Below are 12,172 nucleotides of genomic sequence, written 5' to 3'. Positions count from 1 at the left end.
ATCACCCCATCATTTTTTCAATAGGCAATACAAGTATCGAACTGCAGCCCATAGATTTAAGGTCTTCCATGGTTTCCCAGAATAGCTTCTCGGTGCTGACCATGTGCACGGCAACTTGCTCGTCTGTGTGGCTTAGCGGCAGAATGGTCGGTGTTTCCGCGCCGGGTAATAGCTCAACCACTTGCTCTAATTTGTTCTTTGGCGCGTGCAGCATAATGTATTTGCTTTCTCGCGCCATTTGCACGCCGTCTATACGGGGCAGCAACTGATCTATCATGGCTTGCTTTTCTTTCGACAGGCTGTCAGCACGTTGTATTAACTGTGCCTGAGAACGGAATATCACGTCTTTTTCGACTAACCCATTTGCTTCCAGCGTAGCACCGGTGGAAACTAAGTCACATATCGCTTCGGCAAGGCCCGCACGGGGAGCAACTTCCACAGAACCGGTCAGCATAACCGTACGCGCATTCACGCCGTTGTCTTTCAGGTAACGCTTAAGCAACTGCGGGTAGGTGGTGGCAACTCTTAAGCCGTCTAAGTCTTGCAATGACTGGTATTGGCTTTCTCTTGGCACCGCCAGCGACAACCGGCACTGACCAAACTCAAGTCCGCGTAATGGCTGATACGCCGCGACGGAATCGGTTGCAATCCGTTCTAACCGGGCTTCTTCCAGCACGTTTTCGCCAACCAGACCTAAATCAACTACGCCGTCCATAACCAGACCCGGAATGTCATCATCACGTACGCGCAGTAAATCGATAGGATGACTCGTGCTGTGCGCAATTAAACGTGCTTCGTTAACACTAAATTTAACGCCGCAGGCATTCAGCAATGCCATAGATTCCTTACTCAGTCGTCCTGATTTCTGTATCGCAATGGTTAAACGGTCAGTCATAACAGCTCCTAAAATGAAAAACCCCCGAAGGTATATGCCTTTCGGGGGTTGTATAGTCAATCGAAAGGCTAGCGTTTATACGGCTAGCCCAAACATTAAGTTCACGGCTATGCCATACAGTTCCAATGATGATGGTGGTGGCTGTGAACAAAACGCATAATTAACACTCCAATAAAAATAGTTTTACTTCGTAAAGTTGTATAGCACTATAACAGCTGAGAAATGTAATGCAAGAGTAAACTTATTGGTTATTTAGTCGATATAGGCTTATTATTTAATCGGTGGTTGTATAGTCAAATAACAGAATTCATTCTCTGCGAGGCGAAAGACAACAACAATGGCTAACTTTGATGCAATGGTTCCGCTTATCCCCAAAGACACTCGCGTGCCTGTGGATTTCGCCCGTGAGCAGATGAAAATAAACCAGGTTGAAAAGATCCAGGAGCTTCGTGCAACTAGCGAAGAAGAAAATTCGACCATTAACGAAGATAAACAACGCGAAGACAATCAGCATCATCAACCACAACAGCAAGCGTCTCCACAAATCGAACCTGAAGAGGCTGCTGACGATGATGAAGCTCCGGTTTCAGGCCATATAGACACCTACGCCTGAGCAAACATCTATGTCATAATACGTGCCTATTTCTTCGGTGGTATAGGTTATGGCGACGGTTTTATCAGTATTTAAGCCAACAGGCGAGCTCGCACAGGCAATTACAAACTTTCAGCCACGTGCCGCTCAACAGCAAATGGCACAAGCGATTGCCGCTACCGTAAAGAAAAAAGGTGAGCTGGTCGTTGAAGCCGAAACCGGCACCGGCAAAACTTTTGCATATTTGGCTCCTGTACTACTGGGCAAAGGCAAAGCGATTGTTTCTACCGGTACCAAAAACCTGCAGGAACAGCTGTTCCACCGCGACTTACCCACATTAAGAAAAGTGCTGGCGCCGGAAAAAGTTGTCGCTTTATTAAAAGGCCGTTCAAATTATTTGTGTCTGCACCGCATGGAGCAGGCAACCCAACAGGCCGGACAATTCAGTAAAGACATTCAAAATCAGCTTATTACGGTAAAGCGCTGGGCGACATCCACACGCAGTGGTGATGTTGGCGAGCTGAACGCCTTAGCGGAAGACGCCTCGGTATTACCGCAAGTGACCAGCACTCAGGACAACTGCCTGGGGCGGGACTGTCCGGTGTACGAAGACTGCCACTTAGTTAAAGCCCGCAAAGAAGCCATGGAAGCCGATATTGTGGTGGTGAACCATCATCTGTTCTTTGCCGATATGGCGCTAAAAGACACCGGTTTTGGTGAGCTTATTCCGAGTGTCGACACCGTGGTTTTCGACGAAGCTCATCAAATTCCGGACATTGCCAGCCAGTACTTTGGCGAAACGGTTTCCAGTCGGCAACTGACAGAAATGTGCGAAGAACTGCAGCGTTTATGTATGACCGAGCTGAAGGACTTGTCGCAGGCCAGCGCAATGGCACGTACGCTATTGCAAGCTTTGAAAGACTGGCGATTATTATTTCCGCGGGATCCTATGCGCGGCAACTGGAGAGACTGGCGCAAAAAGCCCGACGTTGCCGAGGTTGCTGAACGGGTGCAGGAGCGGTTAACTCTGCTGACCGACGTGATGAAAACCGCTATAGGCCGTAATAAAGATTTTGATAATTTACATGAACGCGCTGAACAGCATCTCACTATTTGGCGCCAGTTAATGGACGTAGACCGCACCGGCTACAGTTTTTGGTTTGAAACCACGCCTCGGCACGTCAGTTTGCATCAAACACCGCTAAGCGTCGCCAAGACTTTCGGTGGCTATATTAAGCGCAACAAAATGAGCTGGGTATTTACCTCGGCTACTTTGGCAGTTAACGGTAAGTTTGACTACTTTACCAAGCGTTTAGGCATAGATGACGCCGATACCTTGTTGCTGGAAAGTCCGTTTGATTTTGCCAAGCAGGCCAAACTGTGTTTACCGCGTTATTTGCCCGAGGCAAACGATCCGAACCGACATCAAATGCTGACCGAAATTGCTGAGCAGTGTATTAAGGTGAACCGAGGCGGGACTTTTCTGCTTTTTACCAGCCACCGTATGTTGCAACAAATGGCGGCAATATTACGCGACCGGCTGGATCGCGACATTCTGGTGCAGGGTGAGTCCGGCAAAACAGAGTTACTGGAAACCTTCACCAAAAAAGGTAATGCCGTGCTGTTGGGTACTTCGTCTTTTTGGGAAGGGGTAGATGTACGGGGTGAAGCCTTGCGCTGCGTTATTATCGACAAACTGCCGTTTGCCTCGCCGGATGATCCTTTGCTGAATGCGCGTGTTGAAGATGCCCGTTTGCGTGGTGTCGACGCCTTCAGCACGATACAATTACCGCAGGCAATAATTGCGTTAAAACAGGGCGCAGGACGGTTAATTCGCGATAAAGATGACTCCGGTGTGTTAATTGTTTGCGACAGTCGCTTAGTGACGCGCCAATACGGTAAGCAGTTTTTGTCCAGCTTGCCTGCTATGTCGCGAACCCGGAATTTAAATGAAGCGCTGAGTTTTTTAGCGCAGGTTGCAGAGAAAGATGAAACCAATAATGACGAACTTATTAGCAGTTGATACGTCGACTGAAAATTGCTCAGTGGCTATTCGCTGGCAGGACAGTTTCTTTAGCGAAGCAATAGAAAGCCCGCGAGAGCACTCGCAGCGTTTACTGCCTTTTGTTGAACAAATGCTGCAGCAGGCTAAGACCGAATTAACTCAGTTGGACGGGCTGGTCGTTGGCGTAGGGCCAGGCAGTTTTACCGGCGTACGCATTGGTGTATCCATGGCGCAGGGCCTGGCTTTTAGTGCCGAGTTACCGGTATTTCCGGTCAGCAGCTTGCAGGCATTAGCCCAACAAGCTATTCGTAAACACAATGCAGAAGCTGTGGTCGCCTGTATTGATGCACGCATGGGTGAAATTTATTACGCCTTGTACCGTAATAATAATGGTCTTGCCGAACAAATAACGGAGCCTGCCGTTGCTGAACCCTCCGCAAGTTTATTTGCAGGACATAATGTTCAGGGCTTCCATACTGCGGGAACTGGCTGGGATAACTACGCTGTTACGCTGGACCCTAAGCAGGAATTAAAGCACAGCATGGATTGCCGGTTACCGCTGGCGGAAGACATGCTGACAATAGCAACTAAAGGTTGTGTTTCAGCGGTCGATGCAGAGAACCTAGAGCCTTTGTATGTTCGTAATGAAGTGACCTGGAAAAAATTGCCAGGCCGATAACTTGTAGAATGGCACTGAACTCGCCATAATAAAATCAGTCTTACTAACAGATGAGTCATCGTTGACGTGCGAATTAATCCGCAAGCGGTTCAGCCGCTAAATAGCCAGCAACAGGTGCCACAAAGGCCTGCGCCGGATGATCAGCAACGCCAGGAGCAGAACCCGGCGAAAGTTGCTGATACCCGGCAGGTAGTGCCTGATGCCCGGCAAAGTCAGCGGCGCGCAGAACGGTGGGAATCACTTAATACGTTTTACGATGAGCCACCACAACGTTCTCAAAAAGCACTTAATGCTTATCAAAACATAGCGTTAAGCGAGAAAAGAGAGCAAATTACGTCAATGTTTGGTGTTGATGTTTACGCCTGAGTGAGGTCTGTTATGAAAACGATATTTGCAGTGTTAACAACACTGGTACTGGTTGGTTGCTCTTCAGTTCCTGATGAGCTTGCCAGTGATAATGAAGAAGCTTTGGTGAGTTATAAAGTCGCCAAGCATCAGGGTAATGAGGTAGAAGGCGAGCCAGCCCGTTGGGGTGGTGTTATAGCTGACGTCCGCAACGCCGAAGATCATACCGTGCTTGAAGTTGTCAGCTTCCCGCTGAAACGCTGGGGGCGTCCTGAAGTTAGCGATAACAGCGATGGACGTTTCTTAGCTGTAATTAATGACTTTGTTGACCCCGATGTCTACCAGCAAGGCCGGGCAATTAGTTTTGTCGGTACTATTGGTCAAACCCAGCAGGGCAAAATTGACGAATACGTTTATACCTACCCTGTTATTGAAGCAACGGGGTATCACTTGTGGAAGGTTGAGAAACAGAAAAGCCATGTAGAAGTTGACTATTCACCACTGTGGTTCCGCCATAACTTCTATTCACCTTACTATCCTTACCGTTATCCGGTTCCGGTGCGTTTTCGCGTGCAGGACAACTCGGGTACTCCGGCTAAAAACGGCAACTAATCCGTCCCTTAATGGATTATCGAGAGGCTTTAGAGCAGGCTACCCCGGTCAGTTATCAGCTGGACTGGGGGACTGTTCGCGGGCTGTGCTGGGGCGACCCTAACGACATAAGAGTTGTTGCAACTCATGGTTGGTTAGACAACAGTCACAGCTTCTTACCTATAGCCCGCTACTGGTCACCTGACAAAGGTGGCCTTTTAGCGCTTGACTGGCCCGGTCATGGGCACAGTGATCACCGTCCGGTGGGAAACTATTATCATTTTATCGACTATGCTTATGACTTATGGCAGCTGATTCAGCAGCAGGGCTGGCAGAATTTAACCTTGCTGGGTCATTCTATGGGCGGGTTTGTCAGCAATGTTGTTGCGGCATTATGTCCGGAACGTATTCAGCAATTGCTATTAGTTGAAGCCTTTGGGTTACTGGTGTCTGACGGAACGAATGCACAGGAGCAATTGAAACAGGGCTTTTTAAGTCGCAAAAAACTACACACACCTCGCTGGCGAAGCTACGCAGACTTCGACTCGGCGGTGGAGGCTCGAGCCGCTCAGGCTGACTTTTCAGCCAATTTAGTCCGGTTAATGGTTGAGCGTGGCAGCGAGCGCGACGAAGATGGCCGCTGGCACTGGCGAGCCGATGCCAGAGTAAAAGCAACATCGGCCTACAGGTTACCAAGCTCGGCGGTGGATGACATACTTGAAAAACTCACCATGCCGGTGACCGTTGTACGTGGAAGCCGCGGTTACGATCAGTTAGATAGCGCGTTTAAACGGTGGCAGAATAAAGTTTCTGGCTTAAGTTGTAAGACATTGGAAGGTGGACATCACGTACATATGGAACAGCCTGAAAAAATAGCTGAACTGCTTAAATCGTACGTTTAGCAGCTGGTAACGACTAGGATTCACTGGTCGGATATGCGATGATTGCGCCACTGAAAATAACTATAAATAGTGAGAGGCGGAGCCTTTTATGGATAAAATTTGGTTGGAAAACTACCCAGCGGGAGTACCGGAAACAATTGATCCGGATCACTTTGCGTCGCTGGTTGACATACTTGAACAGTCCATTGAAAAGTACGGCGAGAAAACGGCTTTCGTGAACATGGACTCAGAAATGAGTTTTAAAGAACTGGGCCAGAAAACTCGCGACTTTGCCGCTTACTTGCACAGTACTGGTCTGAAAAAAGGCGACGCTGTTGCGGTTATGATGCCAAATTTACTGCAATATCCCGTGGCCTTGTTCGGCATTTTGCGAGCAGGCATGACTGTGGTTAACGTCAACCCACTTTATACTCCGCGCGAGTTAAAGCACCAGCTGGTAGATTCCCAGGCAAAGGCTCTGGTTATTCTGGAAAACTTTGCTCAAACTTATGAAAAAATAAAAGAAGAAGCTCCACTCGATTTAGTCATTACCACGCAAATTGGCGATCAGTTACCTTTGCTTAAGCGCTGCGTAGTGAACTTTGTGGTTAAGTATATCAAGCGTATGGTGCCTTCTCATAAGCTAAAAGGCACGGTGAGTTTTAACCAGGCACTGGCAAAAGGTACCGCGGCGGATTATAAACGTCCTGAAGTGAGCGGCGATGATATTGCTTTTTTACAGTACACAGGCGGCACAACGGGTGTGGCCAAAGGCGCTATGCTGTCGCACCGTAATATGGTTGCTAACCTGGAGCAAGTCTCCTCGGTTATTACTCCCATAATGAACGACGGCGAAGAAACCATTATTACCGCCTTGCCGCTGTATCATATCTTTGCGTTAACCGCGAACTGCCTTACCTTTATTAAGCATGGCGGCAAGAACGTTTTAATTACCAACCCGCGCGATATGCCTAATTTTGTGAAAGAGCTGAATAAGTACCCTTTCTCAATGCTTTCAGGTGTTAATACGTTATTTAATGGTCTACTAAATACCAAAGGTTTCAAAGACGTTAACTTCTCTAATTTAAAAATTGCCCTGGGTGGGGGTATGGCGGTTCAGCGAGCAGTGGCCGAAGAGTGGGAGCGGGTAACCAAGTCTCGTTTGCTGGAGGGGTACGGTTTAACCGAGTGCTCTCCTGTGGTTACTGTTAATCCATATGACATTGAGCATTATACGGGCAGTATTGGTTTACCTGTGCCAAGTACCGATATGCGCATTGTTGATCCTGAAACTCGCGAAGAAGTCGCTTTAGGTGAACCCGGCGAGCTGGAAGTGAAGGGCCCACAGGTTATGGTGGGTTACCTGAACCGTCCTGACGCGACAGCAGAATCAATTAAAGATGGTTGGTTTGCAACGGGTGATATGGCCACTGCTGATGAGCGTGGTTACTTCAAAATTGTGGACCGTAAAAAAGACATGATTTTGGTTTCGGGCTTTAATGTTTATCCAAACGAAATTGAGGACGTGTTAGCTGAGCATCCTAAGATTCTTGAGTCGGCAGCTATAGGTGTGCCACACGAGTCGTCTGGCGAAGCTGTAAAAGTATTCATTGTGGCAAAAGATAAGTCATTGACCGAACGTGAAGTTATCGATTTCTCCCGCGAAAATTTGACTGGTTACAAAGTGCCTAAACTGGTTGAGTTTCGTGACGAATTGCCTAAATCGAACGTCGGCAAAATAATTCGCCGTGAATTACGCGAAGAAGAGGACGACGCTTGACTCTACCGTTAGAATTACCCGAGTCGGTACGACAATACCGGCTCGTTACCACCACTCACGATCTCCAGGATCTCTGCCAGCAAGCGAAACAATGCGGTTGGTTTACCATCGACTCTGAGTTTGTGCGCGAACGCACTTACTATGCTCAGCTAGGCTTATTACAAATTCATGCAAATGGCATTACGGCTGTTATTGACCCGCTGGCGGATATTGATTTAGAGCCTTTATGGCAATTAATTTCCGGCGATGAAGTCGAAACGGTATTGCATGCCGGTGGCGAAGATATTGAACTGTTTTTCCAGCAAAGCAATGGTCGTCAACCCAAACAAATTTTTGATAGCCAGATAGCCGCCGGTTTTTGTGGCCTGGGTGACTCAATGGGTTACGCGCGTCTGGTCGACGCGTTGTTTGACGGCGTTGAGCTGGACAAGAGCTTGTCACGTACCAACTGGCTGAAACGGCCGTTAAGCGATGAACAGTTAGACTATGCGGCTGCCGATGCCAGTTATCTGGCGGTAATGTACCCATATCTTAAAGCTTTGTGTGAAGAAAAAGGTGTGCTGGATATTGTGTACGAAGAGTCGCAAATTCAGGTGCGTAAACGCACACAAAGCTGGCCGGATGATCTGCTCTATTTGGGCGTAGGCAATGCCTGGCAGCTGAACCCGAGGCAACTGGCGGCGCTGAAAATTCTGACGCCCTGGCGTTTACACAAAGCGCGTGAGCGCGACATTCCGCTGGGCTTTATTGCCAAAGACGGGGTCTTGCTTGAGCTAGCCCGAAGAATGCCAAAAAGCGATGACGAGCTAAGCCGAATTCCCGATTTAGCGCCTATGTCACGTAAGTATTCAGGGCGGGACATTATTCGCTGTATTCAGCAGGCTAAACAAGTGCCTGAAACGGAACTGCCGAAAACTCTTGAACGCCTGGACGATATGGACGGTTATAAACCAACCTTTAAGGCTATAAAAAAAGCGGTTACCGAACTTGCCGAAAGCCTGCAGGTTCCGGCGTCGTTAGTGGCTTCGCGTAAGCAAATTAACGACATGATTAACTTTCACTGGCAGTATTCAACGCAACAACAGCAACGTTTGCCGCAACCAGACTTACTGGTGGGTTGGCGCAAGCAGGCAATTGGGGCAGAATTACAGGCTATTGTTAGTCGGGCCTGAGCCCATATTCAGGAGAACAGCCATGCTGTGTGATGTTTATCGCAGCTCGAAGAAAACGGATACCTATTTGTACCTGCCTCACGGTGACGAATTTACCGAAGTACCTGACGTTTTGCGCGAGCAGTTTGGTCGCGCAGAAAAAGTTCTGACATTAAACCTGGCGGGCCGTGAACAGTTGGCTCGTTTAACGGTCGAAAAGTTACAGGAACATTTGCATAACGACGGCTACTACTTGCAGTTGCCGCCGAAACGAGAGGAACTTCAATTCAATGTTAACAAATAAAATAAAAGTGGCAGGGCTGGCTTTTTGTCTGGCCTCTTCATTTGCGCTCAGCGCGCCGGCTTCCGCGTATCAGGAAGCTGAGGATAAAGCAAAAAAAGAGTCCAGCGAAGAGGTTAATCAACAGTTTGCCACCTACGTTGAAGCTCTGAAAGCAGAAGCCATTGAAAGCGGCTATAAGCAGGACACTCTGGATAAAGCGTTTGCCAAAGTGAAGTATTACGAGCGGGCAGTCGAGCTGGATAAAAACCAGCCGGAATTTAAGCTAACTCTGGATACCTATCTGCCACGTGCTGTGCCGGAATGGAAAGCGGCAAAAGCGCTGGAAAAATACAACGAGCACAAAGAACTGCTTGAGAGAGTTGGTAAAGAGTACGGCGTACAGCCGCGCTTTATTGTGGCGTTGTGGGGCATTGAAACCAACTTTGGCTCGTTCACCGGTGGCTTTGATGTGGTTTCTGCATTAACCACGCTGGCTTTTGATGGGCGTCGTGAAGCATTTTTCAAGAAACAGCTTTGGGAAGCCTTAACCATTATTGAAGACGGCCACATTGAACCGGAGCAAATGAAAGGATCATGGGCTGGCGCTATGGGTCAGACTCAGTTTATGCCCAGCTCTTTCATGAGTTACGCCGTGGACTACGACAACGACGGCAAAAAAGACATTTGGGGCAGCTACCCCGACGTATTTGCGTCAGCCGCTAACTATCTAAGCTCAGTTGGCTGGAAAGACGACGTAACCTGGGGACGTCAGGTACAACTGCCTGAAGGTTTTGATGAGTCATTAGCGGGGCTGGACACCAAGAAAAAATTAGCCGAGTGGGCAGACTTAGGTGTTACGCGTTTTGACGGCTCTGAGTTGCCATCGCGTGCCGATATCGACGCCTCAATAGTGATTCCTGACGACAAAGAGGGCCGAGTTTACCTAGCTTATGCTAACTACGACGCCCTAATGCGCTGGAACCGTTCACACTACTTTGTGGCTGCCGTGGGCTATTTGTCCGACCGCATTCGTTTTCCAAGGTAATGCCTTGTCGGTATTAATGAAATGGTATGAGCAGCCGCTGCATACACTCAGTCATGCACAGTGGGAAGCCCTGTGCGACGGCTGTGGGCAGTGCTGCTTAAACCAATTGCAGGACGAAGAAGACCACCTTTATTCCACCAATGTTGCCTGTCGGTTATTAGACACCGACACCGCATGTTGCAGCGACTACGCTCACCGAAGCCAGCGCGTACCCGAATGCGTTACCTTAACTCCTGACAATCTCGACGAGGTTTACTTTATGCCCGCCAGTTGCGCGTATCGGCTACGGGCAGAAGGGCAGCCTTTGCCTGAATGGCATCCGTTAAGGCATGAGGGCAGCAAAGAGCCAATGGAAAAAGCCGGCTATCATGTAGCCGGCCATTGCGTAAGTGAAGCGAAGTTTAAGGGCGACCTGGAAGACAGAATAGTAACCTGGCCCTTGTCTTAGCGCTGGTATTAAAACGGATTATTTGTGGTAAAGCACCAGCCCGTCTTTTTTCGTGAACGACGAAATAATGTGGCAAATGGTGACAATAATGGCGATGAGCAATAAGCCCGCAAAAATCACCGTCATCCAGCCCGGCATACCTAATCCCAGCCATTGCCAGTCAATGTCACCGCATAGTCCTGGTGCCGAAAAAAGACCAGGCATCCATTCGTGCAGTGGTGCCCAGCTGGGGAAATTAGGTGCACTTTCACACACCGCAAAGAACGCGTTTTTCGAGGTTTGGAGATCCCAATGGTCGTAGGCAATTAGTAAGCCCTGATAACTACTGTAAAGCCAGCCAATTAAAGCCGCCCAGCGCGTTAACCAAAGCCCGGAGCCAAACAGGCCGACAATAGCAGACAAGCCAATACCGACAACCGCCATACGTTGATAAACACACTTTACGCAGGGCTCTAAGTTAAGAACCATCTGGAAGTAAAGTGCGGCGCCCAACAGGCCTGAACATCCTAAAAATAACAGTAACCAGGCAAAAGGTTTGTTAGGCCACTGACCCACAGACAGCATGATGATTTTCCTTAAGAAACTGTAAAAACGTAGAAACCATACCCAAATAGCGTGGTGTTGTCGATATAAAGCCAGAAGTTATCTTGTCCGACCTCACACAAGGCTGCTAGAATCCTTTTATTAGTTAGTTCACAGGCGGGAATATGATAATAAAAGCTAAAAGTCCGGCGGGTTTTGCCGAGGAGTACATCGTAAAATCTATCTGGAACGGGCATTTTGCACCCGGCACTATTCTACCCGCTGAACGAGAACTGTCTGAACTCATTGGCGTAACGCGAACCACCCTGCGTGAAGTGCTGCAGCGTCTGGCGCGCGACGGCTGGCTGACCATTCAGCACGGCAAGCCCACCAAAGTGAACAACTTTTGGGAAACCTCCGGCCTGAATATTCTGGAAACCCTGGCGCGCCTCGACGAAGACGGTATGCCGGAGCTAGTCGACCAGCTGTTGTCTGCGCGCACCAACATTAGCGCTATTTATATTCGCGCCGCCATTCGCCATAACCCCAAGCGAGTTCTGGAGCTACTGGAACCCACCAGCGAGCTGGAAGACAACAAAAAGACCTTTGCCGAGTTCGACTACCAGTTGAACCACGACTTAGCCATGGCCTCGGGCAACCCCATTTATGTGCTGGTACTGAACGGCTTTAAAGGCCTGTACTCGCGTATTGGGCAGTATTACTTTTCGTCGTCCGAAGCCCGCCAGCTGGCCCGCGACTACTATGAAAACCTAATAGCCGTAACCCGCGAAGGTGACTACAACGAGTCCGTGAACCTGGTTCGCCGCTACGGTTATGAATCCGCCGAAATTTGGCATAGCCTGCGTGGTGATATGCCGGATGATTTGGTGGGTTAATTAAGCTAGTTTCCCTGCTTTTTCGGTAGAATTAAATTTAGTTTGTTGATTAAAGCCTG

At 48.8% G+C, this 12,172-nt stretch carries 14 protein-coding genes; 12 read left to right on the top strand and 2 right to left on the bottom strand.

What is annotated here, in order from left to right:
• Position 1: 1 nt before the first annotated feature.
• The gene (gene hisG / locus U0358_RS09395; protein ID WP_322406106.1) at positions 2-895 is read right to left on the bottom strand and encodes an ATP phosphoribosyltransferase; all 894 of its coding nucleotides are present in this window, start codon (positions 893-895) and stop codon (positions 2-4) included.
• A 337-nt stretch (positions 896-1,232) separates the two neighbouring features.
• Here hisG and U0358_RS09390 point away from each other — a divergent pair, with 337 nt between their 5' ends.
• The 11 genes from U0358_RS09390 (at position 1,233) to U0358_RS09340 (ending at position 10,695) form a co-directional block, all read left to right on the top strand.
• Positions 1,233-1,508, top strand: a complete 276-nt coding sequence (locus U0358_RS09390; protein ID WP_322406105.1) for a hypothetical protein — start codon at positions 1,233-1,235, stop codon at positions 1,506-1,508.
• A gap of 49 nt (positions 1,509-1,557) precedes the next feature.
• A complete protein-coding gene (locus tag U0358_RS09385; RefSeq protein ID WP_322406104.1) occupies positions 1,558-3,510 on the top strand; it encodes a DNA repair helicase YoaA in 1,953 nt (650 codons plus the stop codon).
• Positions 3,488-4,171: a tRNA (adenosine(37)-N6)-threonylcarbamoyltransferase complex dimerization subunit type 1 TsaB gene (gene tsaB / locus U0358_RS09380; RefSeq protein ID WP_322406103.1), complete on the top strand. Its 684-nt coding sequence runs from the start codon at positions 3,488-3,490 to the stop codon at positions 4,169-4,171. The genes U0358_RS09385 and tsaB overlap by 23 nt, the downstream gene beginning before the upstream one ends.
• A 66-nt stretch (positions 4,172-4,237) precedes the next feature.
• Positions 4,238-4,537, top strand: a complete 300-nt coding sequence (locus U0358_RS09375; protein WP_322406102.1) for a hypothetical protein — start codon at positions 4,238-4,240, stop codon at positions 4,535-4,537.
• Positions 4,538-4,549: 12 nt separating this feature from the next.
• Positions 4,550-5,128: a Slp family lipoprotein gene (locus U0358_RS09370; protein ID WP_322406101.1), complete on the top strand. Its 579-nt coding sequence runs from the start codon at positions 4,550-4,552 to the stop codon at positions 5,126-5,128.
• Positions 5,129-5,139: 11 nt separating this feature from the next.
• Positions 5,140-6,009 (top strand): alpha/beta fold hydrolase, encoded by an 870-nt coding sequence (locus U0358_RS09365; RefSeq protein ID WP_322406100.1) that lies wholly within the window; start codon positions 5,140-5,142, stop codon positions 6,007-6,009.
• Positions 6,010-6,097: 88 nt separating this feature from the next.
• The gene (gene fadD / locus U0358_RS09360; protein WP_322406099.1) at positions 6,098-7,768 is read left to right on the top strand and encodes a long-chain-fatty-acid--CoA ligase FadD; all 1,671 of its coding nucleotides are present in this window, start codon (positions 6,098-6,100) and stop codon (positions 7,766-7,768) included.
• A complete protein-coding gene (gene rnd / locus U0358_RS09355; protein ID WP_322406098.1) occupies positions 7,765-8,940 on the top strand; it encodes a ribonuclease D in 1,176 nt (391 codons plus the stop codon). Before fadD ends, rnd begins: the two co-directional genes overlap by 4 nt.
• Before the next feature lie 22 nt (positions 8,941-8,962).
• The gene (locus tag U0358_RS09350) at positions 8,963-9,223 is read left to right on the top strand and encodes a YcgL domain-containing protein (protein WP_114981984.1); all 261 of its coding nucleotides are present in this window, start codon (positions 8,963-8,965) and stop codon (positions 9,221-9,223) included.
• On the top strand, positions 9,210-10,247 hold the full coding sequence (locus U0358_RS09345; RefSeq protein ID WP_322406097.1) for a lytic murein transglycosylase: 1,038 nt from the start codon (positions 9,210-9,212) through the stop codon (positions 10,245-10,247). Before U0358_RS09350 ends, U0358_RS09345 begins: the two co-directional genes overlap by 14 nt.
• 4 nt (positions 10,248-10,251) lie before the next feature.
• Positions 10,252-10,695, top strand: a complete 444-nt coding sequence (locus U0358_RS09340) for a YcgN family cysteine cluster protein (RefSeq protein WP_411161941.1) — start codon at positions 10,252-10,254, stop codon at positions 10,693-10,695.
• Positions 10,696-10,713: 18 nt separating this feature from the next.
• On the opposite strand, the gene dsbB is transcribed toward U0358_RS09340, so the two are convergent.
• A complete protein-coding gene (gene dsbB, locus U0358_RS09335; protein WP_322406096.1) occupies positions 10,714-11,259 on the bottom strand; it encodes a disulfide bond formation protein DsbB in 546 nt (181 codons plus the stop codon).
• 143 nt (positions 11,260-11,402) lie between these two features.
• Between dsbB and fadR the strand changes: the two genes are divergently transcribed.
• The gene (gene fadR / locus U0358_RS09330) at positions 11,403-12,113 is read left to right on the top strand and encodes a fatty acid metabolism transcriptional regulator FadR (protein WP_011235053.1); all 711 of its coding nucleotides are present in this window, start codon (positions 11,403-11,405) and stop codon (positions 12,111-12,113) included.
• The last annotated feature ends 59 nt before the right edge of the window (positions 12,114-12,172 follow it).

The organism is Idiomarina sp. PL1-037 (assembly GCF_034422975.1).
Lineage (GTDB): Bacteria > Pseudomonadota > Gammaproteobacteria > Enterobacterales > Alteromonadaceae > Idiomarina.
Note: the sequence above shows the minus strand (reverse complement) of the source record. Positions and strands in the feature narration are given on the sequence as shown.

Bases quoted from the DNA above. Each gene is read 5' to 3' on its own strand.
- hisG (WP_322406106.1), bottom strand. From the start codon at position 895: ATGACTGACCGTTTAACCATTGCGATACAGAAATCAGGACGACTGAGT.
- U0358_RS09390 (WP_322406105.1), top strand. From the start codon at position 1,233: ATGGCTAACTTTGATGCAATGGTTCCGCTTATCCCCAAAGACACTCGC.
- U0358_RS09385 (WP_322406104.1), top strand. From the start codon at position 1,558: ATGGCGACGGTTTTATCAGTATTTAAGCCAACAGGCGAGCTCGCACAG.
- tsaB (WP_322406103.1), top strand. From the start codon at position 3,488: ATGACGAACTTATTAGCAGTTGATACGTCGACTGAAAATTGCTCAGTG.
- U0358_RS09370 (WP_322406101.1), top strand. From the start codon at position 4,550: ATGAAAACGATATTTGCAGTGTTAACAACACTGGTACTGGTTGGTTGC.
- U0358_RS09365 (WP_322406100.1), top strand. From the start codon at position 5,140: ATGGATTATCGAGAGGCTTTAGAGCAGGCTACCCCGGTCAGTTATCAG.
- fadD (WP_322406099.1), top strand. From the start codon at position 6,098: ATGGATAAAATTTGGTTGGAAAACTACCCAGCGGGAGTACCGGAAACA.
- U0358_RS09350 (WP_114981984.1), top strand. From the start codon at position 8,963: ATGCTGTGTGATGTTTATCGCAGCTCGAAGAAAACGGATACCTATTTG.
- U0358_RS09345 (WP_322406097.1), top strand. From the start codon at position 9,210: ATGTTAACAAATAAAATAAAAGTGGCAGGGCTGGCTTTTTGTCTGGCC.
- dsbB (WP_322406096.1), bottom strand. From the start codon at position 11,259: ATGCTGTCTGTGGGTCAGTGGCCTAACAAACCTTTTGCCTGGTTACTG.
- fadR (WP_011235053.1), top strand. From the start codon at position 11,403: ATGATAATAAAAGCTAAAAGTCCGGCGGGTTTTGCCGAGGAGTACATC.